At 51.3% G+C, this 24,127-nt stretch carries 20 protein-coding genes and 1 pseudogene; 15 read left to right on the forward strand and 6 right to left on the reverse strand.

Annotated elements, in window-relative coordinates; genetic code table 11:
- Positions 1 to 48 precede the first annotated feature (48 nt).
- The 5 genes and pseudogenes from IPJ88_17285 (at position 49) to IPJ88_17305 (ending at position 7,096) form a co-directional block, all read left to right on the forward strand.
- On the forward strand, positions 49 to 705 hold the full coding sequence (locus tag IPJ88_17285) for a hypothetical protein (protein QQR89897.1): 657 nt from the start codon (positions 49 to 51) through the stop codon (positions 703 to 705).
- Between the two features lie 123 nt (positions 706 to 828).
- Complete coding sequence (locus IPJ88_17290; protein QQR89898.1) at positions 829 to 2,478, forward strand: hypothetical protein; 1,650 nt, start codon at positions 829 to 831, stop codon at positions 2,476 to 2,478.
- 372 nt (positions 2,479 to 2,850) lie between these two features.
- Positions 2,851 to 3,281, forward strand: a pseudogene (speD, locus tag IPJ88_17295) (adenosylmethionine decarboxylase).
- Between the two features lie 28 nt (positions 3,282 to 3,309).
- Complete coding sequence (gene speE, locus IPJ88_17300; GenBank protein QQR89899.1) at positions 3,310 to 4,209, forward strand: polyamine aminopropyltransferase; 900 nt, start codon at positions 3,310 to 3,312, stop codon at positions 4,207 to 4,209.
- A 55-nt stretch (positions 4,210 to 4,264) separates the two neighbouring features.
- Positions 4,265 to 7,096, forward strand: a complete 2,832-nt coding sequence (locus IPJ88_17305) for a 2-oxoglutarate dehydrogenase E1 component (GenBank protein QQR89900.1) — start codon at positions 4,265 to 4,267, stop codon at positions 7,094 to 7,096.
- Between the two features lie 205 nt (positions 7,097 to 7,301).
- On the opposite strand, the gene rpmG is transcribed toward IPJ88_17305, so the two are convergent.
- The 3 genes from rpmG to IPJ88_17320 all read right to left on the reverse strand — a co-directional run bounded on the left by rpmG (position 7,302) and on the right by IPJ88_17320 (position 10,847).
- Positions 7,302 to 7,472, reverse strand: a complete 171-nt coding sequence (rpmG, locus tag IPJ88_17310) for a 50S ribosomal protein L33 (protein ID QQR89901.1) — start codon at positions 7,470 to 7,472, stop codon at positions 7,302 to 7,304.
- A 123-nt stretch (positions 7,473 to 7,595) separates the two neighbouring features.
- Complete coding sequence (locus IPJ88_17315; GenBank protein ID QQR89902.1) at positions 7,596 to 9,452, reverse strand: cation:proton antiporter; 1,857 nt, start codon at positions 9,450 to 9,452, stop codon at positions 7,596 to 7,598.
- Between the two features lie 12 nt (positions 9,453 to 9,464).
- Positions 9,465 to 10,847 carry a hypothetical protein gene (locus IPJ88_17320; GenBank protein QQR89903.1) on the reverse strand — a complete coding sequence of 461 codons (1,383 nt, stop codon included), beginning with the start codon at positions 10,845 to 10,847 and terminating at the stop codon, positions 9,465 to 9,467.
- A gap of 64 nt (positions 10,848 to 10,911) precedes the next feature.
- On the opposite strand from IPJ88_17320, the gene IPJ88_17325 reads away from it, so the two are divergent.
- The 7 genes from IPJ88_17325 (at position 10,912) to IPJ88_17355 (ending at position 19,626) form a co-directional block, all read left to right on the forward strand.
- On the forward strand, positions 10,912 to 11,634 hold the full coding sequence (locus IPJ88_17325) for a rhomboid family intramembrane serine protease (protein ID QQR89904.1): 723 nt from the start codon (positions 10,912 to 10,914) through the stop codon (positions 11,632 to 11,634).
- On the forward strand, positions 11,622 to 14,399 hold the full coding sequence (locus tag IPJ88_17330; GenBank protein QQR89905.1) for a PQQ-binding-like beta-propeller repeat protein: 2,778 nt from the start codon (positions 11,622 to 11,624) through the stop codon (positions 14,397 to 14,399). The genes IPJ88_17325 and IPJ88_17330 overlap by 13 nt, the downstream gene beginning before the upstream one ends.
- 33 nt (positions 14,400 to 14,432) lie before the next feature.
- Complete coding sequence (gene rnr / locus IPJ88_17335; GenBank protein ID QQR89906.1) at positions 14,433 to 16,544, forward strand: ribonuclease R; 2,112 nt, start codon at positions 14,433 to 14,435, stop codon at positions 16,542 to 16,544.
- Positions 16,541 to 17,866, forward strand: a complete 1,326-nt coding sequence (locus tag IPJ88_17340) for a thymidine phosphorylase (protein ID QQR89907.1) — start codon at positions 16,541 to 16,543, stop codon at positions 17,864 to 17,866. Before rnr ends, IPJ88_17340 begins: the two co-directional genes overlap by 4 nt.
- A 164-nt stretch (positions 17,867 to 18,030) precedes the next feature.
- On the forward strand, positions 18,031 to 18,276 hold the full coding sequence (locus IPJ88_17345) for a hypothetical protein (GenBank protein ID QQR89908.1): 246 nt from the start codon (positions 18,031 to 18,033) through the stop codon (positions 18,274 to 18,276).
- A 92-nt stretch (positions 18,277 to 18,368) separates the two neighbouring features.
- Complete coding sequence (locus tag IPJ88_17350) at positions 18,369 to 19,010, forward strand: MFS transporter (protein QQR89909.1); 642 nt, start codon at positions 18,369 to 18,371, stop codon at positions 19,008 to 19,010.
- A 34-nt stretch (positions 19,011 to 19,044) separates the two neighbouring features.
- Complete coding sequence (locus IPJ88_17355) at positions 19,045 to 19,626, forward strand: MFS transporter (GenBank protein QQR89910.1); 582 nt, start codon at positions 19,045 to 19,047, stop codon at positions 19,624 to 19,626.
- Here the strand turns inward: IPJ88_17355 and IPJ88_17360 are convergent.
- From IPJ88_17360 to IPJ88_17370, 3 genes are read right to left on the reverse strand one after another with little or no spacing between them, the layout of a single operon-like run.
- Positions 19,606 to 20,121, reverse strand: coding sequence for a hypothetical protein (locus tag IPJ88_17360; protein ID QQR89911.1), 516 nt, complete (start codon positions 20,119 to 20,121; stop codon positions 19,606 to 19,608). The two genes, IPJ88_17355 and IPJ88_17360, sit on opposite strands and share 21 nt — an antisense overlap.
- A gap of 2 nt (positions 20,122 to 20,123) precedes the next feature.
- Complete coding sequence (locus IPJ88_17365) at positions 20,124 to 20,438, reverse strand: hypothetical protein (GenBank protein ID QQR89912.1); 315 nt, start codon at positions 20,436 to 20,438, stop codon at positions 20,124 to 20,126.
- Positions 20,431 to 21,129, reverse strand: coding sequence for a zinc metallopeptidase (locus IPJ88_17370; GenBank protein QQR89913.1), 699 nt, complete (start codon positions 21,127 to 21,129; stop codon positions 20,431 to 20,433). The genes IPJ88_17365 and IPJ88_17370 overlap by 8 nt, the downstream gene beginning before the upstream one ends.
- A 76-nt stretch (positions 21,130 to 21,205) precedes the next feature.
- Here IPJ88_17370 and IPJ88_17375 point away from each other — a divergent pair, with 76 nt between their 5' ends.
- The 3 genes from IPJ88_17375 to IPJ88_17385 all read left to right on the forward strand — a co-directional run bounded on the left by IPJ88_17375 (position 21,206) and on the right by IPJ88_17385 (position 24,125).
- Positions 21,206 to 21,784 (forward strand): DUF502 domain-containing protein, encoded by a 579-nt coding sequence (locus tag IPJ88_17375; GenBank protein QQR89914.1) that lies wholly within the window; start codon positions 21,206 to 21,208, stop codon positions 21,782 to 21,784.
- Positions 21,785 to 21,921: 137 nt separating this feature from the next.
- The gene (locus IPJ88_17380; GenBank protein QQR89915.1) at positions 21,922 to 22,428 is read left to right on the forward strand and encodes a hypothetical protein; all 507 of its coding nucleotides are present in this window, start codon (positions 21,922 to 21,924) and stop codon (positions 22,426 to 22,428) included.
- A gap of 2 nt (positions 22,429 to 22,430) precedes the next feature.
- On the forward strand, positions 22,431 to 24,125 hold the full coding sequence (locus IPJ88_17385) for a hypothetical protein (GenBank protein QQR89916.1): 1,695 nt from the start codon (positions 22,431 to 22,433) through the stop codon (positions 24,123 to 24,125).
- Positions 24,126 to 24,127: the final 2 nt, after the last annotated feature.

Raw genomic sequence — 24,127 nt, forward strand, 5'->3', positions numbered from 1 at the left:
ACAAACGCAGCACCTCCGGGCACTTAAGAAATAGAGACGGAGGTTGTTATGATGCGTATAATTAAATTGGGCTGCTACTTTGCTTTGGCGTGGGTGCTTAGCGCTTGCTCAGATTCATCCACGGAGGCGCAGAATCCGGGACCATGCAGTCTGACGGCTCAAGGCGTCGAAAACTATCAGATTGATTACGCTTACGATGAGCATGGCCAGCTTGTACGCGAGAGGCGTAGCCAAGAAGGACCCTATATCCGGGACTATGTTTACGATAGCAAAGGAGTACTTCAAAACATGACCCAATACGAAACCAATCCCCACCACACCGTATATTCCTACGACGACGAAGGGAGACTCATCGAAGAAACGCGCACGTTGAAAGATCCCTCGATTCGAACTTTCGAATACGACGAAAGTGGCTTGCTCGTTTTTGAAGAGCAAAGTGGCACGGGACCTTATACAAAAGACTATTTCTACGATGGCCTTGGGAGACTCGAGCGCGTTGAACAAAACGGCACAGATCCGCAGACAATCCAATACAACTACGATGAGCACGGCTTACTCTTAGAAGAAACGCGAAGTATTAGTAGTCCGTACACTCGAAGCTACAGCTATGACGAGAAAAATCGTATCTCTAGCGTTATCGAGCAGCGCGTTGGTCAAGGACAAATCGAGTTTAATTATGAGTATCTCTGTTTGGATCCAGAATAGTCCAGAGCTTTGTTAGCGAAATGGCCTCTACGGACACCAACAACGGTGTCCGTAGAGCAAGCCTTTTCCCTAGGCACTGCAAAAACAACGACCCTATGCTTAGCTTTGTGCTATTCATTAATCATGCATGCTCGTGGAGCCTTGAAATGGCACTTGCTTCTTTTTGGCGTATGCTTTGCACTGGCTCTAACAAATAACAGCTTGGCACAATCACTTTCGGTGGATGAAAATGACGATGGGCAAACCCGCGTGAGTTGGCTGGATAGCGCAGCGGAGCCGCGCAGCGTGCGTATACGCAATGATCAAATTACGACGACCGAACAGAGCTATTTAGTAGACGGTATCACGATTAGCGATCAGGCGCTGCTTGAGGGCGGGCGCATGGTTCATCACGGGAGCTGCACACAGGGATATACAAGCTCGGACGCTGGAACTGAGCTTGTCGCTTCTGTCGTGTTTAGCGCAAAACACCATGCTCTTGTGCGCCGCAGTTTTCGCCTTGCGAGTTGTTCCATGCCGAGCCTTGTTTGGCGAATCACCAACGATTACTTTTTTCAAGATGGAAGCGATGGATATATACAAACTGTCGCCTATGACAGCAGCGACATTGCAGATGACGTCGAGCTAGGTGACGACATGCGCGGGCCCTACAGCCAATTTGATTGGCCTAAAAACGGGATTATTACGGGAATGGCCTGGGGCACGCAGTATAAGTTTGAAACAACTTCTGCGCTCACTGGCAGTGGGGATCCGTCAACTGAAAACGGTGTACAGGTAAACTGGGATTGGTCCACACCGAACACGATTCCTTATGTCATGTCTTGGGCTAGCCCTAGCGAGGGTGGCGCTGTAGACCGAGAAGTTGGCGTCGTGCAAAACCAAAGCTACCAGGAACAAGACATGGGCGGCGGCTACTATGATGGTGGCGACAGCTGGGCCAGTGCCCCGCCTTTGAGCGGCAGTTCTTTGCCTGCGGTATGGGCACTTCCCACACAGATGTCAGGTTATGACAGTAGCTACAGTTCCGGAAGAATTACTTGGGGTGGTGTCTATGGCGCTTTCAACAACGGACACTCTAATGACACCGGCACGTTGAGCATGGGTAGCAACTTTAGACCAGTCAACGCTTGGAGCTGGACCCATGTTGTTGGAAAACACAGCGACGCTCCAGTAAAGAAGATCCTACGCACCATCGAAAGCACGTACCAAACAAAACTCACAGCTCTTGCGGGCAATGTCTGGACTGAAGGGCCGCGTGGTCCCGGCAATTTCGTAAGTGAACGTTTGGGCGCAATGCCAACCACCGAATACCTTGTACCCGGTTATGATTTTGTTTATCGCGCATGGCGCGTCGATGCGCTAGACGACGTAGCAACACTGCGCTTTGAGTTGCCGGCAAATACACAGCTTTCATCAGCCACGATTATTGTCAGCAACTACACCGCACAGACCGCGCCTGATCTGTACTACGACGCTTCACTCCTACAAGACTCGGCCGATTACTATGCATCCTTGGTCCCAAGCGAAAATGCGCTCTACCTTACCCTGCGCCAGGCCATCGAAGCTGGCGTGCACGTTGTTGATATTGGTGGAGAGGGCCTCGCGCCGAGCGACATCGATGAGGGTTCTTCTTCGGGCACAGCAAGTACGGGCTCGGCATCGGGCGGCTGTTCATTGAGAGCCCACGATCGGACAAGCACAAGCTTCAGCATGCTGTGCTTTGCCTTCGTTTGCCTGATTCGCATCAGAAGCAAGAGCGCTGTAAGGCGGTGAACACCCCAGCAGGGAAATAGCTCCCAGCCGTTCATAGCTCGAGCACAGAAGTCGGCAGAGCTTACCTTTCTGCGGCTTTTCCCCGATCCCTGATTCACTCCTGCAAAGAGCGGCTTTCCTTGCGAGCAGGTAGTTCCGTGGGTATCGAGAGCCAAATCCCTTCAGCAGACAGCTCGGACGATGCCGCTTCGCCTAGCCCAAAACTCGGCCTCCATCGCCACTGAGCCCTGCACCGCCAAGCCAGGAATCGCGTTCACCTACTTTTTTATTGCGATCGTGCGTAAAAAGCTTGCGGCTTTCAAAAAAATTGGTATCAAGCCCTCTTTGTTTTATCAGGCAGGGCTAGGCTACTTCAGCAGCTGGGGGCACACTATGGACACTCTGGGCCAACATCTTCTGGTTGAATTTATGGTTGTGATGCCGAGGCACTTAACGACCAAGATAGAATTCAAGATTTAATGGTGAAAGCGGCACAGGCAGCTGGCGCTACGGTGGTCGGTAAGTTTTTTCATCGTTTTACGCCGCAGGGCGTAAGCGGCGTCGTTGTTGTCGAAGAATCGCATTTATCGATTCATACCTGGCCCGAAACAGGTTACGCGGCGGTGGATTTTTACACCTGCGGAGAATGTGTACCCGAAAAAGCACGTGACCTTCTCACCCAGGGCCTGAGCGCACAAAACACCGAATGGCTTAAGGTTGATCGCGGCGTTGACCCGCAGTATTCCATCGTTATTCGCGAGCACGATAAAAAGCGTCAAAGTCATGCAGTCCAGCCCCAAAGCTTTGATGCAACGGCCATTTAGTTTGGCTCTTAATTAAGGATAGAAACAAATGAGCGAATGGTTTGATGAAGTTTATCAAGACAACTTGCGCCTTGGGCTAAGGGTACTGAAACATGTTTACCACAGCCAAAGTAAGTTTCAGACGATAGACATCGTCGATACCGAGATGTACGGCCGAGCCCTCGCGCTCGACGGCTGTTTTATGACCAGTGATAAAGAAGAGTTCTTCTATCATGAGTCACTTGTTCATCCGGTGCTTTGTTCGGCGCCGTGTATAGAAAAGGTTCTCATTATCGGTGGAGGCGACGGAGGAACCAGCCGAGAAGTCTTACGCTACGCCGAAGTTCAAAACGTACGCCTCGTTGAAATCGATGGCGAAGTTGTCGAAGCCTGCAAGGAGCACATGCCTCATATTGGGGGCAGCGCTTGGCAGGACCCGCGCCTTGATTTACGGATCGAAGACGGGGTGGCCTATGTAAAACAAGAGCAGTCCGGCATCTACGATATTATTTTACTTGATAGCACCGATCCGATCGGCCCTGGCGTTGGCCTGTTTAACAGAGAGTTTTATGCCGAGTGCAAACGTCTACTCAAACCCCACGGCGTTTTAGCGCTGCAAAGCGAATCACCGGTCATGATGCCGAAAGGTTTTGCATCCATCCAGCACAACCTCCGCGCAGTATTCCCAAAAGTCTTTCCATATTTTGGGCCTGTACCTATCTACAATACTGGAATATGGAGCTGGACCTACGCAAGTGCCGAGGCTACCCCACATGAGACCAATGCGGCGCGGGTTAATATGATTGTTCCCGGCTGTCGTTACTACAACGAAGCGGTGCACCGCGGGATGTTTGCTGTTCCAAACTACGTCAAAGGTTTACTGCATTCTGATCCGTTGACATTGGAAAAACAGACAGACAACAAAGTAAAGGCTGCTCCTCTAGCCTAAGCAGCCGTAAAAAGTTAGGCTGAATAGTGGCGCTAGAGAGGCAAGAAGCGTGGCCATGGATCAAGAGTTTGGCGTAAATCAATCGTTAGTTGAAGAGCTGTATCAGCGCTTTAAAGAAAACCCTGAATCGGTTGATCCGGTGTGGCGTAGCTACTTCACGAACGGAGGCTCCACTCAAGCTATTAACGGAACACGTTACACGGCATCCGAGCTTCCAACAGCAGCGGACAAAAGCAAAAAGAGCCGCAAACGCATTGATTCCTTTCCGCCAAACGCAGAGCTGCATTTCGCAACAGAGCTTCAAGGCCGTGTCTCGGCCATGATGGATGCCTTTCGGGCCAGGGGACACCGCCTTGCAGCGCTGGATCCGTTGGGCCTCGTCCCTAAGCACCAAAGCAATTTGAGCCTTGAGCATTTTGGCTTGGATAACGTAGGCCTCGATACCGTGTTTTCGGTAGGTGGTCTGATGGGCAAAACCAAGCTACCCCTTGGTGAAATTCTTGAACATCTTAAAGAAATCTATTGTCGGAGTATTGGCGTTGAGTTCAAGCACATCGACGAGCAGGAGATTCGTCATTGGTTGCAAGAACGCATGGAAAGCACAGGCAACCATATTGAACTAAGCCGAGAAGAGCAAATCCTTATTTTGAGTAAGCTTACTGACGCTGAAAGTTTTGAGCAGTTTTTACACACAAACTACATCGGAGCAAAACGCTTTTCCTTGGAAGGCGCAGAAAGCGTCATCCCTTTACTTGAACTCATGATTCAAGATTCAGCAAAACATGGCGTAAACGAAATCGTCATTGGCATGGCACACCGTGGTCGTCTGAATGTGCTTGCGAATGTAATGGAAAAAAATCTGACTGAAATTTTTGCGGCCTTCGAAGATGAGCACCCTGAACTGCACCTCGGTCGCGGCGACGTGAAATATCATTTGGGCTATTCTTCCGATCGTGTTCTCGCCAATGGACGAAAGGTTCACCTGTCACTGGCCTTTAACCCGAGCCACCTCGAGTGGGTCAATCCAGTGGTCGAGGGCCGCGTGCGCGCAAAACAAGACCGGCGCGCAAATGGATCCAGAAAAGACGTGCTCCCCCTGCTTATTCACGGGGATGCTGCTTTTGCAGGTCAAGGCGTTGTCCCAGAGACACTCAACCTGAGCCGTCTGCATGGCTACGATACCGGTGGCACGATCCATTTGGTTATCAACAACCAAATAGGCTTTACGACTTCTCCTGACGACGCCCGCTCGACCGCGTACGCCACCGACATCACGCGTATGCTGCGCTGCCCTATTTTTCACGTCAATGGAGAAGATCCGGAAGCCGTGGCTCAAACCGTACGCCTGGCCACCGACTTTCGACAGCGCTTTAGCCGCGATGTTGTCATTGACATGTACTGCTATCGCCGCCACGGACACAACGAAGGGGACGAGCCCCGTTTCACGCAACCCTTGATGTACAAAGCCGTAGACAATCACGCTTCAGTACGTACGCATTACGTGACCCAGCTTGTCGAGCATGGCAAGATCACGGAACAAGAAGCAGAAGACATTGTCAGCAAGCGACGTTCCGCTCTTGAAAAAGCACTCAAAGAAACGCGAAGTTCAGTCGTGATTCCTCCTGAATATGCCGGTGATGGCATCTGGAAAGGCTACAAAGGTGGCCTTGATCATACCGTCGAAGACGTATCGACTGCTGTCGACAAGCGAAAGCTTCGTGAACTTGCTACTCGACTGTGCACTGTTCCTCAAAACTTCAACCTCAATCCGAAAATAAAGCGCGTCCTTGACCAACGTAGAGAACAAGGTACCGAAAAACGCCCTCTTGACTGGGGCGGCGCCGAAGCGCTTGCTTTTGCATCGCTGGTTGAAGCCGGTCATCGCATTCGCATCACAGGGCAAGACTGCAGGCGCGGCACATTCAGCCATCGCCACGCGACCCTTTTCGATGCCAGAAGCGGACAAGACTATACGCCCCTGCAGCACTTGCACCCAAATCAAGGGCCGTTTGAGATCTACGATAGTCCCCTATCCGAAGCCGGCGTGCTTGGTTTTGAGTACGGCTACAGCTTGGATTGCCCCGACGGAATGGTACTTTGGGAGGCGCAATTTGGTGATTTTGTAAACTCCGCTCAAGTCATCATCGACCAGTTCATTAGCTCGTCGGAAGATAAATGGAAGCGTCTTAGCGCGCTGGTCATGCTGCTGCCGCATGGCTTCGAGGGGCAAGGGCCCGAGCACTCCAGCGCACGTCTTGAACGCTTTTTAGTGCTTTGCGCTGAGGACAATATGCAGGTGGTGAATCTTACCAGCCCCGCACAGCTCTTTCATTGCTTGCGCCGACAGGTACTAAGGCCTTATCGCAAGCCACTTATTGTCATGACCCCCAAAAGCCTTCTGCGGCACCCGAGGGCCACTTCCACACTCGAGGAACTTAGTAGTGGAGAGTTTCAGCGAACCACCCCCGACCCCGAAATTAAACAACAAAGGGCCCGGCGCGTTATTCTTTGCTCTGGAAAAATCTATTACGATCTAGTTCAAGAACGCGAGAAGCAACAGATTGAGGATGTTGCCATCGTTCGACTCGAACAGCTCTACCCGCTGCGGCGCGAAGAACTCAACGCTGTACTTGCTCCCTATGGCAAAGACATCGAGATTTTTTGGGTACAAGAGGAGCCACGCAACATGGGCTCGTGGTACTTTATGAGCACACATCTTCCCGTTTTGCTGGGCCGTAGCGCACCAATACACTGCATTGCACGCCCCAGTAGCGCAAGCCCTGCAACTGGCTCGATGGCAAGTCATCGACTCGAACAGCAATGGCTCCTCGACGGTGCTTTTTCAACCGATTCAAGAGACATCCAGCCAGGCTTTAACTCCTTTTAGAGCGTTTCCAATACAATTGATCGAGATATCGCGCAGGACAGAACGCCTAATTTTGCGTTACTCCTCCTCGCGCCTTGGCTCAGTCGCTAGATGACGAGGCGCAGGGAATGCTGAGGCATATTCAAAAACGAGCAGCAACAACGACGGAGCTCAAAGATATGAAAAAACGATCGCTTCAATGCCAACCGATACTCGGTACGGCTGATTAGTTTTTCTTGGGGTTAGGCATTTTAGCTTCGACGAACTCAACGTGTTTGCGAGCTTTTGGATCGTATTTCTTGAACTTCAGCTTGTCCGGAGTGGTCCGCTTGTTCTTGGATGTGTAGTAAGTGTAGCCAGTGCCAGCACTAGAAACCAATCGAATAAGATCACGCATACCTTGCTCCTTATGCCTTCCAAACAGCCCAAAAACCTACCGTAGAGCGCGTGCTAGCGCGGCGCGAGCACTACGTGGAAGGGAGAGGGACCATAGCCTGAGCTTTGATAAATCGCAAGGCAATCAAGCTTGCGGCGGCTCGCTTTGAAAGCTCCAGCCTTTTTCTTCAAAAATTTCGCGAATTTCCCGTGCCCGGCTTGTTTCGACCAGCCACGCGATAAGCATTCTAGGCCGCAAAATCCCTTCATACACGGGCAGGTTGCAATCCTTGCCATACACAACCAGAGGGACTGCTATCAGGTTCGTGGCGCCCAAATTGGCAGGCCAGCGGACTTTGCTCTCCTTGGGGGCACGCCACCACTGAACTTCCGCTTCCTCATGACGAATGCGTTGCGACCACCGTTGCACATCCACCGCGGAGGCAAAGAGCAGCTTGGCGCCTGAATGGCTCACCATTTGTGGGCTCACCCCAACCTCCAAGTCTTCCGTGGTAATGCCAAAGAAATGCTGCTTAGCAAGATGCTTTGCATGCTGCACCGCGAGAAAGTTAGTTTGCTCGTTTGAGGTGCAAGCAAGTAAACCACGTCGGATATCTAGCTTCGCAAGCTGCAAAGCCTCTTCCTTGAGAGCATTTCCATACACGCAACCAAAACCTGCGGCTTCCGCTTCTTTGCATGCTCGAGGATTGCTCTCAATAAAAACAATCGGATCCAACGGATTGCGAAGCAGGCCTGCTAACGTCAGTCCAAAATCATTCGCGCCTACAATGACCCAACCATGATCCGTCTTACGACGAAGACCCAAAAGACGTGCCACGATTCCACCGGAAAGACCTGCCACGACCACCGTTGATGCAATCACGACAAAGACCAAAGCCTTAAGATCGGCACCGCCCTCCATGTGCGCAACATCCAGTTCTGAGGCGAAGAGACTTGCAACGGCAGCAGCCACAATTCCTCGCGGACCAATCCACGCGATGAAAAGCTTTTGTTTCCAATCCAACGACGTGCCGCGTGTCGAGGCAACAACACATGCCGGCCTGACCAATAGAATTACCGCCAAAACGGTAAATACCGCGCCAATCCCAAGCGAGTAGATTTCAGAAAGACGCACATCCGCCGCTAACAAGACAAACAATGCACCAATAAAAAGGGCGCTAAGTTGTTCTTTAAATTCCAGAAGACTTTTTTTCGCGCGCTCCGAAATATTGGCCACCACCATTCCCGCCACGGTCACAGCAGCAATGCCGCTCTCATGGACGGAGATGTTGCACACTTGAAAAACAAGCAACACAAGCGCAAGCGTAACTACGTTTTCAAGGCTTTCAGGAACAAGCCAGCGAAAGCGCCACAAATAAACGATGCACCAGCCGGACAAAAAGCCAACGCTAATCCCAAAGGCTAAGCGTCCTAAAATGTGCATGACCCCGCTCATGGCGTTAAGGCCCGTGGGCCGAAGTACAACTTCTAAAACGACCACAGCCGTAATTGCGCCGATGGCATCGATCAGCACGCCTTCTGCTTCTAAAATAGTTGATACGGTAGTCTTCACCTGCAAACGTTGCAAAAGTGGTTTGATGACGGTGGGCCCGCTGACAATGACCAAGGAGCCAAATAGCGCCGAGAGCGTCCAAGGCCATCCCATAAACAACTTGGCACACAGGGTCCCTGTCACCGCGGTGACAAAAGCACCCAACGTCACAAGACGACGAATGGCTTTTTGCTCTCGTTTCAAACGAGCGAGGCTGAGATGCAAGCCACCTTCAAACAAGATCACAGCCACCGCAAAACTAACAAGCCCGGAAAGGCCATCACCAAGAGCACTGGGGGCCAGCCAGCCTGCAAGGTCGGGTCCCAGCAGTACACCCACAAGCAAAAGAAGCACGATGCTCGGCATACGAATATGCGCCGCAATGACTTGGGCGACTATTCCTGCGGCGATAGCAAGCGCAAGGGTTACGTAGGGGTGGCTAAAATACATGGTTAAGTATGGTTAAGGTTGCGCTACCCAACTACTGTAGTCCCCATCATAGCCTGCCGCGCGTTGAAGTTGGTCTACTTTTTGTGACAGTTCTTTGATCTCGCTAGGACTGCGCTTGCGCATGTCGGAAAGTTGTTCGGCAACCTGCTCGGCTTTATTTGCTATAACATCATGCGCCGCATCGACTGCAGCATCAACAGCTTCGCTGCTTTGCTCACCAAGATAGCGACTCATAATTCCCTCGCTTATCTGTTTAGCGTTCTTTCGGCTGTCTTTAATATTGCCCTTACCAGTCAGCACATTGCCAAGACCGAACACACGGGAAACACCTTCTAGCTCGCCAGTATTCCAGTCCTTCCAGTGAAAAAGCTCCCCACGACAAGGAATCTCAGCAAGGGGTTCCGGAATGCTTCCGATGGAACTAACTACCAACGGCGCATGAACGTTGATTTCTGTGTCTGGCAAGGTCCGAACGCGTCCGTCGACGATTTCAGTCTGCGCAAAACGCAAGCCCACCAATCGGCCGTTGTCCTCAATATAGCCCACTGGCACACGCTTTTCTTCAAAGTTCACAAGATACTTTTCGATAACTTTGTTAATGATGCGTTCGCGAGCCACACGGACCTTTGCAATCTGCTCCGCCGAAGCTCCTTCTGGAATCGACGCCAGAGGCATGTCTTGCTTGGAGCGGCGGTAAAAAAGCCGTGCACCCTTAATGCCAAGCTCTTCCTGACTGAGCCCATGTGCTTCTAAAACAGCAGGTATGCCGCGATGCTCGAAGCTTTCAACGTCGACTTCGATGCCTCGTTGCTTAAGTGCTCGGCCATAAAGCTCAAAATTAATGATTTTTGCAACGTCGACAGAAGCCAGCCCTCCGCCAACAACGACTGTGCCGTCTTTTACTTCATAACGGGGGCCCGAATAACCAGACTCAAGACAATGATTGAACCAGTAGACAAACGAGTTTTGGTAGACCAAACCCTTGTCGATGAACTGATCGACCTTCTCAATTCCTAACGATCGGTCCCGCCACGCGCCATTTGCAAGAACCACGGCAGTAACAGCCCACTCATCAAGCAAAGCTTTTATGCTCAAGCTTTCACCAAGCTTTGTGTTCGGAAGAAAAGCTACTTCGGGATGACTCAGATTCTCGTTGATCTTTCCGTATTCGGCTTCGCGAAGTTTGGCGTGCCAGCGCGGCAGTCCATCTTCGATCTTACCGTATGGTTTTTTGTTTTGCTCGATCACAATGGGTAGAATCCCACGCTTTACGAAACAAGCAGCCGCCTCGGAGCCGGCGACAGCACCGCCCACGATGGCTACAACATGCCTTGCTTCCGCAATGGCTTCCCATGACTTGGGCATAACGCCGAGAACAGTACTCGAGTTTGCCATGCGATGCCAGTCTTATTTGATACCTACACTTGCAGAAAACCAGCGCTATGAGTAGGACATTGGCGTGCAACCAGGACATCATATGGCGCTGCCACCACTGGCACCGACCACGAAAAAAATCATTGTACTGCTATCTGCAGCGTTTATTGCTGAACTAATTCTGCAGGTTTGGGTTGGTATTCCAGTTTTCCAGATGCTTGCCCTCGACCCCACTACGTTGGGCATCCAAACCCTCTGGCAGCTTTTTACCTTTCCTTTCGTTGAATACCCGCAAGCGATTATCAAAGTCTTCTTAAGCTTACTGATGATTTGGTGGTTTCTGTCGCCGTTCGAGCTGAGTCATGGCCGCGCTAGGCTGATACAACTCTGCATGGCGGCTATCCTAGCGTCCGGTTTGGCAGCTCTGCTCACGGGCCAAATTGTTTCCTCTGGCTCCGTATTTACCTCATCACTGTTGGCCGGATCCGATGCGTTATCCTTGGCCGCGCTCGCTGCTTTTGCAGCAACCTATCGCCACAGCCAAATTCTTCTTTTTGGGGTCTTTCCCATCAAAACCATGCACATCATTGCTTTTAGTGTCGCGATGAGTGTGCTTTATTTCTTGGCAAGCCGCGATCTTGTCTCCTTAGCAGCGCACCTGGCTGCCATCGGAGCTGGCTTTGCCTTCGTTAACTGGATGCGTCGTCCGCCAAAGCGCCGTACTTTAAAACGAAAAACAGGTGCGGACGCTGCGCTACAGGTGCTTCAGGGCGGCAAACCGACGGATCCTCCAAAATGGTTAAACTAAGACACTCCCGCTTTACTGTTCTTGGATTTTGCGCCCTCGGCATGTTGGCCTGCGGAAAGAAGACTGTCCCATATACGCAACCTCAAGATGAAGCGCCGATTCCAGAAGTCTCCGACAAAGAGGCTTCCGATTTTGACACCGTCACGATTGTTCAAGAAGCCGACAGCCAGTTCAAAATAGCGGGCCTAAAACACGATAAAGCAGCAAGCGGTCTTTCTCTGACGCCTCTAAGGGACGACTGCTCTATTAAAAATGCTAAGCTTGTTCGCCTAAGCAAGGCCACGAGCGGCGTCCTATTCGAGGATCAGTGTGTGGATAAAACCTGGCAAGAGTTATGGATCATCGATCATGTGCATAACCTGCAAGAGAAAGCTAAAATAGCACTCAGCGAAACACTTTTTGATCGTTTCGAGCTTGGAGCAAAACTGGCCGACGCACCAAAACACTCCGAAGAACTGTCGGTTGTCGTTAAAAAGAAAAATAGCACGTCATCATCTTCTGAATTTGACGTAGCACTCGAAACGCATGGCAACTTGCTCGAAGTCAATCCCGTAACTTTGGAACAAGAGCTCATGAAGCTCGCTACACGTGCAAATAAAAGCCTGACAAACTCCCCCCAAAGCGCCCTAAGCGAAGCCGATGACCTGCTTAGCTTTCATGCGCTTTTTTGCCGTGAAGCACCTGGTGGAAAACTACTTTTTAACAGAAAAGACTACGGAATCGCGTGTGGTCGTTCAGAGGCAGCAGCGCTTGCATTCGCTACAAAAGCAGCAGCGCTCGTCGCGACGCAAAAACAAAGTGAAGCAGCGCGCTTGTTGACCGAAGTTGCATCTTCAGCTTTTTCTTTCACGGAGCAGAGCAACGCAATTATTGAGAAGCTGTTAGAGCAGAAACTCGGCAGCAGCGTTGATATCAAAGTACACACTGGACCCATAGTGCAAGGGAGCGTTCCAAGCGCGGCTTACCCTGGTTTAAACTTTGTGGGAGAAGAGACGGTGATTGTTTATACCAATCCGCCGAAGCGCTGGAGCGTTGGATCGTCTGCTTTCGATAGCGACAGCACGCCAGCCTCACGGCCTCATCCGCTGAGCCCAAACCGTCAGCTTGCCGTCGTCAATCTTCATCGAAGCTGTGCGGGTTACGCTGTTGGGATTGCACCTGCATCGTGGCTTTCGGATACTTCGCTTGGCTTGCGTTACAAACAAAGTGTTGTGTTCACCGGCTCGGATGAATCATGCAAACTAAGCAAAGAAGCAGAAGCAGATACGGGCGGCTGGAACGTTTTTGGCTGGACTCCAAGCGGCATCGTCATGAATCATGCGGAATCGCTTTGGATGCTTCCCGTCAATTCTGACGGGGAATCTACCGGAGAGCTATCTAAACTCGGCCTAGCCAACGCTCTGCCCAAAGGGCTTAGCAGTCCGGCTGTCAGTGAAAGTCAAAACGCTTTTGTGATCGCCCTGCCGGGCGGCGCGGCCATATATCGCAGCTCCTCCCCAAATGACGCCATTCTTCTACGCCCGAAAGCCTGGGCCCCTCCCGGGTACCGATTGAGCAGGTCGCACTTTCACCCTCTGCAACACGTGTTGCAGCAATCTACAACGGAAGGATATTTGTCCTTGAGCAGTTACAAAACCAGCAGACTGAATAAACACACTTCCCTGCTTGTTAGCATGGCATGCGGCTTGTTTGCTTGTGCAACTTCCGGAGCTGTCCACGAAGCTCAAAACGAAAAACAAAGTCCTGCAGTTGTCAGCCGCCCAAATGCAGATCAGGTTGAGCATAGCCCATCGCTGCCAAGCAAGGCACTAATACGTGTTTACCGTGCAACAGGCCGCATCTTGTGGTCGCCTCTGTTTCCCAGCAAAAAAAGCATCGTGCTTTCTTCAACCACCGGGCAGGCCATCGCCTTAGATAAACAGGGCAAACGCCTTTGGGAGCATGACTTTGGACGCACGATGTTTGGCGCGTCAGTTCTTGATCAACAAAACAATGTCGTTTTGGTTAGCGACGATGGAACAGTGCGTTCTTTTTCATCAACCGGGCAACAGCGCTGGAGCTACGCAGTCCATCATTCCACCGTTGCAGGAATCCGAATCGATCAAAAAGGACGTCTCTTCGTTCCATCACTGGGTTTGGTTGCACTAAACTCAGAGGGAAAGCTTTTGTGGCACTACATGACAGCAAGTACCTTGCACCATTTGCCAGCCTTCCAATCGGATGGAAAAGTCATCATAGGTACCTTAGACGGCATTGCGCACGGAATTAATCACAATGGTAGAGGCGCGTGGCGCTACGATACCAAAGCCAGCATCTCTGCCGGAATCGCAGTTGGGCCGGATGATAGCATCTACCTTCCAACCGAAGGCAAAGGCCTTGTCGCGCTCGATGCACAGGGCAAGTTGCGCTGGGAGTTCCCTCTAAACTTAGCAATTCGTGCTACGCCGCTTGTCTTTCAAGGCAAACGCACGCTCGTCGTTTTTGGTTGTGATGACCATATGATTTACGCACTCAGGGCTCAGGACGGATCGCTGGCCTGGAAGATTCAAAGCTGGGGAGCAGTTCGTGCTAGCCCATCAAATCCGCAAGATGAACTAATTTTCATCGGATCGGACGATGGCTTTGTCTACCTTATCGATCCAGATGGAAAACTCAGATATAAGATAGTCGTTGGACAAGCGGTTCGCTCTGCGGTCGTTGCCTCGCCGTGGAACTGGTTTTATTTCGGCGCAGATGACGGCTGGCTTTACGCTTTTCACAATTAACGCTTTGGCGGAGCAGGAAACACTAAGGCGAACATGGGATATCGACAGCGCAAAGCAACACACACCGGACGCAGAAGCAAGCGAGAGAAAAGCGAACGGTTTTCTAAAAAAGACACCGTAAGAGGCTACTTCTCTCTGAGCACGCGTGGTTTCGGTTTTGTTAATCCCGAACTCGGAGGAGAAGATATTTTCATTCCCCCTGGGGCAGTCGGACCAGCCATGCAGGGCGATGGTGTCGTTGTTCGTTTTTGGCCGAGTGCAAAAGGTTTTGAGGGCGAAATTATCGACATTTGGTATCGCGCCGTCACCCACGTCGTTGGAACATTACGCCAAGCGGCTTCCGCCTTGTGGCTCGAGTCGGATGACCCGCGCATGCGAGGACCCATGCAGGTCCAAGGCTCCATGCCATCAAAAGTTTCACCAGGCATCGAAGTCATCGCAAAAATCATCGACTATCCTTCTCGTGCCGGTGAAGCACCCGTCGTTGAAATCACCGAAGCACTTGGTCCCGCTGGCGTTGCCAAAGTTGAAGTAGAGAAAATAAAAATTCGAGAAGCCGTGCGAGAAACATTTTCGGCTAAAGTGCAAAAAGAAGCAGATAGCTTTGCATCGCATCTTGGCAAAAAGGATCTCCAAGGCCGCGAAGATCTGCGCGATGTCGAACTCGTGACCATTGACCCTGAAGACGCTCGCGACCACGACGACGCCCTTTGGGTCAGCAAAAATCAAGACGGTTCATTTTTAGTACTTATCGCGATTGCCGACGTTTCACACTACGTTACCCCAGAAAGCGCACTGGATGAGGAAGCACAAATGCGCGGTTGCTCTATTTATCTTCCCGACCGAGCAATCCCCATGCTTCCGGAACGGCTGTCGGCTGGACTTTGCTCTTTGGTCCCCAACGAAGACCGTTTCACCTTGGCGCTTGAAATCGAAATCCGGCGCGATGGATCGGTCAAAGCATTTCGCTACATCGAAGGCGTGATGCGCTCTGCCGCAAAGCTCTCCTATGAAGGCGTGGCTCACGAGCTCGGACTCAGCACACAAGCCAAAGCTCAAAGCGAAGCCAAGCGATTTCACGGAACCTTGGCCACCATGTGGGAGCTTAGCCAAATTTTACGGCAAAGGCGCATGAAGCGCGGAGCGCTCAATCTCGAGCTTCCGGAAACCAAAATCGTACTCGACCCCGTCACCGAAGAGCCCTTGCGCAGCGTGCAATCACGCAAAGACCCCGGCATTTCTAAAGCCTACACGATTGTCGAAGAACTCATGCTTCTGGCCAATGAAACCGTCGCGGCCGATCTCGACAAGCAAACCTTGCCTTGCATCTTTCGTGTGCACGACAAACCCGATCCTAAAAAGATGCAAACCTTCGCCAAAATGGCTGAGGCATTTGGCTTTGCGATGCCAGCTGATGCAGCAGAAAACCCCAAGCAACTGGGCAAGTTTTTAAAGCAAATTCATAGCTCACCCAACGCGTCCTTGCTTCATTCTTTGCTACTGCGAGCAATGCAGCAAGCCGTTTATGACACAAAAAACATCGGGCACTTTGGACTTGCAGCCAAATCCTATCTCCATTTCACCTCGCCCATTCGCCGATACCCCGATCTTCTTGTTCATCGCGAAGTCCGCGCGCTGATCCGCCATCGCAAACTTAACCATGATAAAGTTGAGCACGCTCTGAGACTCCACGCTGTACGGGCAAGCCGTCTTGAACGTCGCGCTATGACGGTCGAACGCGAAGTTTCTAACTTGTATAGCGCCATACTCATGCGACCTTTTGTCGGTCACGAGTTCACCGCAACCATCTCAAGCATCTCCAATTTCGGTTTTTATTGTGCGATTGAAGACCCTTATGTTGAAGCGCTTTGTCGTGTCGCGGAACTTGACGGTGATTTTTATGAGCTCGATGACATGGGCCTGCGATGGATTGGCAAACGCAGTGGACAAAGTTTTGGGTTGGGCGACAAACTCCGCATCTTCATCGAGGATGTATCCATCCATCAACGTGAAGTGCGTGCCATTCCAATAGAAAATTTCCATAAAACCAAATACAAAAGCTCCAAAAAGAATCAAAACAAAAAACAACCGGGCAAACCACGTCCCTCACGCAAAACCAACTTTAGAAAAAAGCGAAAGCGATGAAAGCAAAAAGCAGTTTCTTCTCAGTCCCCGAACTCATTGCACAAAAACGTGATGGACTCGCGTTATCGAATGAGCAAATAAAGACCATTATTGAAGCCTACACAGACGGTCGTGTTCCGGATTACCAAATGAGCGCTCTGGCCATGGCCATCTATTTTCAAGGCATGAACGATGAAGAAACGGTAGCGCTCACCATGGCCATGCGGGATAGCGGACGCATTGTGGACTTGAGCTCGGTAAAAGCACGCTGTGTTGATAAGCATTCAACAGGTGGCGTAGGCGATAAAGTTTCGATCTGCCTTGCTCCCCTGGTTGCAAGCTGCGGCGTTGCGGTACCGATGGTTAGCGGCCGTGGCCTCGGTCATACCGGAGGTACTTTAGATAAGCTAGAAAGCATACCCGGCTTTAACATCTCATTGCCGATTAGCCGTGTCCTAAAACAGCTCCAAACGCTTAACTGTGCACTTATTGGTCAAACCAAAGACATCGCGCCCGCGGACAAAAAACTCTATGCACTGCGTGATGTCACTGGCACTGTGGAGTCCATCCCGCTCATCACGGCAAGCATTCTTTCCAAGAAACTTGCCGCCGGCATCGACGCCCTGGTTTTGGATGTCAAAGCCGGCCAGGGGGCGTTCATGAAAAATGAAAAAGACGCCAAAGCCCTGGCCCGCTCCCTTGTGCGGGTCGGCAAGCTCGCGAAAAAGCAGGTAACGGCTTTTCTGACCAACATGGAAAGCCCACTGGGACTAAGCATTGGCAACGCTCTTGAAACAAAAGAGGCGCTGCAGCTTCTGCATGGGCAAGGCCCTGATGACCTCCGTGAGTGCACCCTCGTTCTTGGAGCTGAGATGCTGCGCCTGGGCAAAGTCGTGCGAACCGAGGCTCAAGGCCGGAAACGACTCTTGGAGGCTATCAACGATCGCAGTGCGCTCGAGCACATGAAAAAGATTATCAAAGCCCAAGGCGGAGACCCACGCGTGGCCGACGAGCCCGATCGCTTGCCTTCAGCCACTCGAAAAATCATGCTTAAAGCTCCAAAAACAGGCTATCTACGCAGTATCGATGCTCTGGAAATCGGCCGTTGCGCAACAGCCTTGGGTGCTGGACGTCTTACTGTAAACGATTCCATCGACCCTGCCGTCGGCATGCTCCTTCAAGCAAAACCGGGAGATCAGCTTCGCAAGGGAGCGCCACTTGTCGAATTGCACATCAAGCGGGATGGGCTCGATAGCGCGATACAAGACCGGATTCTGGCAAGTTTCGAGTTTTCAGCCACTCGGCCCAAACTCAAGCCGCTTATTTTAGAAGTACTCCGATAGCGATATTTTCGGCACTCCACTCCGGTGAAAATCTTTTTTCATCAAAGAAATCATACGATTAGACCTTCTATCTTGCAGAAATACCTAAAAAAGCTACAACGCATGCACGGAAGCCTCCCGAGGGGGGCCTCCAAACATGGATCCATCTTAAAGGAGAAACCCCTATGAAGAAGTTATTTGTTATGATGATTGCTTTGATGTTCAGCAGCGCAGTGGCCGTCGGCTGCAGCAGCGAAGAAGACGCTGAGTCCACCGAGGTGAGCAGCGGTTCTGAGTACACCGAAGAGCAGTGGGGCAATGCTGAGCAAGAGGCTACCGAAGGTACCGAAGCAACAGAGGCTGAGTCCACCGAGGCTACCGACGAAGCTGCAGAAGGTGCTGAAGAGACCACTGAAGAAGCAACCGAATAACATTGAGTTAACGCTCATTGAAGATGAGGCCGTAGTGCTTGAAGCGCTGCGGCCTTATTTTTTTGCAAACTGTCATGTAGAAGGAATTGGATATGACCAAAAACCACAAAGGTTTTGTGCAAGGAGCGTGGTGTCTCTTTGATTGGGCCAACTCGCCGTTCACAACACTTGTTGTGACCTTCATCTACGCGACCTATTTTACCAAAGCGATTGTCGCTGACGAAGTCGATGGCCCGGTACTTTGGTCTCGAGCGATTACCATCACGGGTATCGCTGTGGCTCTCTTCTCGCCCCTACTCGGCTATCTTGCCGACCGAAAAGCATGGCGTAAGCAACTGCTTTGGATAAGCACTCTTCTGTGTGCCGTGTTTTGTGCCTGGCTAAGTTTTGTTCATCCAGAGGATCCACAAGCCATTACCAAAGCCTTGGTGTTCTTCATTGTTGCCAACGTCGCATTCGAACTTCAAATGGTGTTTTACAATGCCTACCTTCCTGAAATAGCGCCCGCCAACAAAGTGGGCCGATTATCTGGCTTTGGTTGGGGCCTGGGCTACTTGGGTGGCCTGGTTTGCATGGCAATAGCACTTTTCATCTTCGTTAAATCACCGGAGCGCTTTGGCATCAGCACTAACCATGGCTTCAATGTCCGAGCCACTTGCCTGTTGGCTGCGTTTTGGCTTGTTATCTTTGCACTACCTTTTCTTCTGAGTGCAAAAAAACCAACTCCCAGTTAGTTCATCCCTTCCGGAAAAAAACTTTTGGCAAAGCTTGAAACTTCTAAAACGCTATCCTGCGGTCTTATGGTTTTTGCTCTCCCGACTGCTCTATAACGACGGCTTGGTTACCATTTTTGCTTTTGGCGGCATCTACGCCAGCACAGTGTTTGGTTTCAGCAACCAAGACATTCTTATTTTTGGCATTGCACTCAACTTTGCAGCAGGCCTAGGTGCATTTCTATTTGCTCACTTTGATGACCGCTTTGGCCCTCGACTTACCATCAATCTAAGTCTTATCGCCTTAAGCGGGGCGACACTGCTTGCTGTCGTGGGTCAAAGCCCATCAAGCTTATGGCTAAGCGGAATTGTCATCGGACTCTTTGCTGGCCCAAACCAAAGCGCAAGTCGTTCACTTTTTAGTCACATGGTCCCTGAGCAGCACCGCACCGAGCTCTTCGGTCTGTATGCCATGTCAGGAAAAATGACGACCTTTCTTGGACCGCTATGCCTTGGTTTACTCACCGACGCCTTTTCATCCATGCGTGCTGGAGTAGCCGCAGTCATTGTCTTCTTTATCCTCGGAGCGCTGCTATTGCAGCGCGTGCCAAAGCGCTCAAACGCTATAGCGGCTTAGGAGCTCTAAAAGAGCATCGGGCTGCTCGGCGTGCACCCAATGACCGCAGTTTTCAAGAAGGTGAGCATGCAAATAACCCTGCTCTTGAGCCCCAAAGACTCGTTCACGCTCCTCCTTCGCAAAAGTCGTGGAGTTGCCGGCAATCACAATATCACGCCGCATCGATTTGGCAGGAGCTTCCAAATCCGGCCAAAAATCTTGCACGCCATAATCTCGCATCATCGCCTCAATGGCATCCAGGTCAATGGCTAATTCAAAACCAGTCTCGTTTCGCTTTAAGTTCATAGCTAACCACGTTGCAACACCCGAACGCTGGCCCGTTGCTACCGCCATTGAAATGAATTCCTCTCGGCTTTTATAGTGCTTCGGTACGGTCTTTAGAAATTCCAATACCGCCAGAGCTTGGATCGCATTGTGATGCTTTGTCGGCCCAGGCATCGAATCGATAACCCAAAGTTGCTTGATGCTGCTTTGCCGGTCCCTACAATAGCGCATCGCTACTTTGCCACCAAAACTATGGCCCAACACCCCTCAATCGGAGCGCTAACACGTTGCTCCAATGCTACGAGGTCCTCAGCAGCTGCCTCTAATGTATGCGGTGGCTCAAACGCGACCGAATCACCATGCATGCGCAAATCCACCAACAAAGCTCCCCAATCGGGCCGCTGTTGCACGAAACGTTTAGCAATCCCTCGCCAATTGGCGCGACGCCCTAAAATTCCATGAATGAATAACATCCAGCGCTTTGGCTCTTCGCTAAAAGGGCTTATCGCTGAAAAGCCTAGGGAATTTTCCTTGCTTGCCTCAGTCACTTCGCCGCCCACCAAGCAAGCCAGCTCGCATCATGAAGTAAAGAAGCTGAAGCACCGCAGTAATCGCTGCTGCAACATAGGTCAACGCGGCTGCGCGCAACACTTTGGATGTACCCAACACTTCTTGCTCAGTAATCATTCGATGATCTCGCAACACGGTCACCGCACGACTCGAAGCATTGAACTCCACCGGAAGCGTAATCACAGTAAACAGCACAAAGGCTGAAAAAAGAACAATACCTGCCCATATAAGCCCTGTGCTCTGCATGAACAGACCCAGACCACACATGATCGTGCCCAAATTGGAACCCATCATCGCAGGTTTGACAATCACCGAACGAAACTTAAGTGGGCCGTAGCCGGTTGCATGTTGAATCGCATGGCCCGTCTCATGGGCTGCTACACCAAGCGCCGCCAAGGATCGACCCGCATAGACATCTGGCGATAAACGCAATACACGCTTGAAGGGATCATAATGATCCGAAAGATACCCAGGTGTTTGCTCCACACTCACATTGTGGATGTCTTTTGCTCGGAGCAGCTGCTGTGCTGCTTCGGCGCCTGACATTCCACTTGCGGCGGGCACCGCTGAGTATTTCCGAAAGGTGCTTTTTACGGTAGCACTAGCCCAGAAACTAAGCGCCATACCCGGCACTAAAAACAGCAAATACATCGGGTCGAAATAAAACATGCCGGCAAGATAATCATGCAAGGCAAAAAGGCAAGACAGTAGTGGAACAGCACAGTGAATCGCGGGGGATAGTTTGATGAAAACATTGGGAAATAACTTCTTAAAAGGACTGCTCATCGTAGGTCCCTTAGCTATTACGCTCTACGTCGTATACGCCGTTGTAAACGGCATCGACCGCTTGCTTAATATTCCCATTCCCGGCCTGGGCTTGCTGCTTACCGTCAGCGCCATCACATTCATCGGCCTCGTCGCTTCAAATGTGGTCGGCAGACGCCTTTTGCGATTGGCGGAAAAACTCCTAAACCGCTTGCCTTTTGTGCGTTTCCTTTACAGCGCTATCAAAGACCTCGTGAGCGCCTTTGTGGGTGAGCGCCGTGGTTTTGATCGACCTGTTATGGTGCAGCTAAGCGAAAACCCGTCAATTGCGGTGATGGGCTTTCTAACCACCGAAGAAGCCGTTACTCCTGAGCTAGCCGATCACGTCACAGTCTACCTCCCTCAATCTTACAATTTCGCCGGCAATCTTATTTTGGTTCACCGGAGCGCAATACGGCCGCTAAACGTCGAAAGCAGCCGTTTGATGGCGCTTATTGTCTCAGGAGGCGTCTCATCGACCGCCAACAAGGCCACCATGCCTCCGCAAGCACCACGCTAGCGCTTCTGAAAAGGACATTCAAAAATCGCTCCGCACCTGAACCTCGAGAGTGTCTACGAAAACAACCACCTGTAAGAGCTTGTAAGCATTACGCTATCCATTTGACTGCAACGCCCAAGCACCAGTAAGATCAGCTTATGCGTCTATTATGTCTGTGGGTCGCTGCGCTGCTCATGAGTTGTGCAGGCAGCTTGGATAACAAAGATCAATTTCAAGGTGACGGTGGAAGCTCCGCCGATACCGGAACCGACACAGGGACAGTGCCAAACGATGCTGGCACCACGCCCATGTCGCTCTGTAATCTCGCATCTCCTGCTCAGGTCATCACCGATTCCTGCTTAGGAGCGGGTTGTCATGACAACGGGGTAATCGCACCCGACCTAAGTGGTACTACCGCTTATGCCACCTTCGTCGATCAGGATGTTACTCGAAGCGGTTGCACGGGTGAAAAATACATCGACAGCACCAACCCTGAAAATTCTTTTCTCTATAAAATTGTAGTTGCAGGTAGCGTTTGTGGAAATGGCTTGATGCCACCTAGCCCCAACGAGGGAGTGCTTGATGCAAACGATGCTGACAACGACGCAGCTCTTAAAGATTGTCTAAAAGATTGGGTCACCGAACTCGCTTCAGGAGCGAACTAGTCATGCGTAAAACATCTTCGAAGTGCTTTGTTGTCTTTATCTTCTCGACATTGCTTTTTGCTTTTTTCACAAGCCAAGCCAGTGCTCAAAGCTGCAGTAAACGTGTTGTGATCTTGGATTTTTCGGGCCCAGGCTCAAACAGTGTACGCACCGGAATCATCAAGACCTTGGATGCACAAGGTTGCACCTTGGTGCCCTCCAAAAAAGTGCCGCGCCGCCTAAATCGAAGTAGCGACTATACAAAGGCAGCCAGCCGCATCGGCATTGATGCTTTTATTGAAGGTTCAGTTAAAAAGAGTGGCCGCAACTACACTGCCGAAGTATCCGTGCGCAACGGCTCCGATGGCGAAGTTCTCAAAAGCACAAGTTGGCGTGCTCGATCTGCCAAAGCTCTGGCCCGCTCTGCGCAGCGCAGTGCCTGGCGACGTTTGAGTAGTGCGCTTGAACAAAGCGGAGAGGACGCCGCTGCTGAGGAACAAAGCAGTGATAGTCCAAGCTCGGGAAAACGCATTGCGGTTCTTCCCTTTGATGGCCCCAAGGGTGTTCAAGCACGAAGCGCCGTTGAGCAAGCTCTGAAAGACGATGGGCACGAAGTACTTGAAAGCGCTCAGACCGACGCCGTGATGGAATCGCTTGGCGGCCAACCCGACGATGAGGAGGCCTTTGTTGCCCTAGCGAAAGAACTCAACGCCGATGCAATTGTGGTCGGTAACGTATCCAAACAAGGCAAAGGCTACGAAGTTGTGGCGACTGCTCACAATGGTATGGACGGTGAAGAACTGGAAGAAAGCTCAGCAAGCGCAAAGCGCTCGCGAAACCTCGACTCCGCTTCCAAAAAAGTAGCTAAAGAGCTTTCGCCAAAGCTCAACGATGCCCAGCGACCAGGACAAGCTTTGAGTGACGACAGCGAACAAGACGATGACAACGAAGAAGACAGCTCGGATGATGAAGAACTAGCTTACGTTGCTTTGGATGCTTTCGTGGGCTCACGTTTCTTTTCACGATCGCTGAGTTACAAAGACGATATTAATGCTGCGCTACGTGGCTACGAAGTATTTCCTGCCTTTGCGATCGCTGCAGGAGCCACCTGGTTTCCCGGAGCCCATTTTACAAATGGGGTGGGCGCACACATTGGTATTCAGGCGTATTTTGAAAGCTCACTGGGCCTGAATTCAACCGTCGATGGAAGTACCGCCGAGTTTCCAACCTCAGCCACGGCTTACTCGGTTGGCTTAGTCGGCCGTATTCCCGTGAGCAAACTCGAGATCCTCCCTGCCCTAAGCTACGGCAGCCGCAGTTTCAAAATCGATGCAGCGAACGCCACAACTCCGAAACCGGATATAGCAAACGTCGCCTATTCGCATGCGCGCCTCGGTGCTTCAGCACGTTATGCATTGGGTTCACGCTTCGCGCTCATGGGTGGACTGGGCTATCAGTTGCTCCTAAGCGCTGGAGAGATCGAGGACACGTATTTTCCGAACCTAAGCGGCGGCGGCCTTGATCTAAGCCTCGGCGCTGGATACCGGATTGTCGCTGGCCTTGAAGCTCGCCTTGAACTCAATATGCAACGCTACTTTATGACCATGAACCCTGAAGTAGGCGATTCACCTGTTGCTGGTGGTGCTTTGGATCAATGGTTTGGCGCCACACTAAGCCTGGCCTATCGTCTGGGTGGTCCCGATCCTGACGGAAATTGAGT

The sequence above is a fragment of the Myxococcales bacterium genome (genome assembly GCA_016699535.1).
In the GTDB taxonomy this organism is placed as follows: domain Bacteria; phylum Myxococcota_A; class Polyangia; order Polyangiales.

Bases quoted from the DNA above. Each gene is read 5' to 3' on its own strand.
- IPJ88_17285 (QQR89897.1), top strand. From the start codon at position 49: ATGATGCGTATAATTAAATTGGGCTGCTACTTTGCTTTGGCGTGGGTG.
- IPJ88_17290 (QQR89898.1), top strand. From the start codon at position 829: ATGCATGCTCGTGGAGCCTTGAAATGGCACTTGCTTCTTTTTGGCGTA.
- speE (QQR89899.1), top strand. From the start codon at position 3,310: ATGAGCGAATGGTTTGATGAAGTTTATCAAGACAACTTGCGCCTTGGG.
- IPJ88_17305 (QQR89900.1), top strand. From the start codon at position 4,265: ATGGATCAAGAGTTTGGCGTAAATCAATCGTTAGTTGAAGAGCTGTAT.
- rpmG (QQR89901.1), bottom strand. From the start codon at position 7,472: ATGCGTGATCTTATTCGATTGGTTTCTAGTGCTGGCACTGGCTACACT.
- IPJ88_17315 (QQR89902.1), bottom strand. From the start codon at position 9,452: ATGTATTTTAGCCACCCCTACGTAACCCTTGCGCTTGCTATCGCCGCA.
- IPJ88_17320 (QQR89903.1), bottom strand. From the start codon at position 10,847: ATGGCAAACTCGAGTACTGTTCTCGGCGTTATGCCCAAGTCATGGGAA.
- IPJ88_17330 (QQR89905.1), top strand. From the start codon at position 11,622: ATGGTTAAACTAAGACACTCCCGCTTTACTGTTCTTGGATTTTGCGCC.
- rnr (QQR89906.1), top strand. From the start codon at position 14,433: ATGGGATATCGACAGCGCAAAGCAACACACACCGGACGCAGAAGCAAG.
- IPJ88_17340 (QQR89907.1), top strand. From the start codon at position 16,541: ATGAAAGCAAAAAGCAGTTTCTTCTCAGTCCCCGAACTCATTGCACAA.
- IPJ88_17345 (QQR89908.1), top strand. From the start codon at position 18,031: ATGAAGAAGTTATTTGTTATGATGATTGCTTTGATGTTCAGCAGCGCA.
- IPJ88_17350 (QQR89909.1), top strand. From the start codon at position 18,369: ATGACCAAAAACCACAAAGGTTTTGTGCAAGGAGCGTGGTGTCTCTTT.
- IPJ88_17360 (QQR89911.1), bottom strand. From the start codon at position 20,121: ATGCGCTATTGTAGGGACCGGCAAAGCAGCATCAAGCAACTTTGGGTT.
- IPJ88_17370 (QQR89913.1), bottom strand. From the start codon at position 21,129: ATGTTTTATTTCGACCCGATGTATTTGCTGTTTTTAGTGCCGGGTATG.
- IPJ88_17375 (QQR89914.1), top strand. From the start codon at position 21,206: ATGAAAACATTGGGAAATAACTTCTTAAAAGGACTGCTCATCGTAGGT.
- IPJ88_17380 (QQR89915.1), top strand. From the start codon at position 21,922: ATGCGTCTATTATGTCTGTGGGTCGCTGCGCTGCTCATGAGTTGTGCA.
- IPJ88_17385 (QQR89916.1), top strand. From the start codon at position 22,431: ATGCGTAAAACATCTTCGAAGTGCTTTGTTGTCTTTATCTTCTCGACA.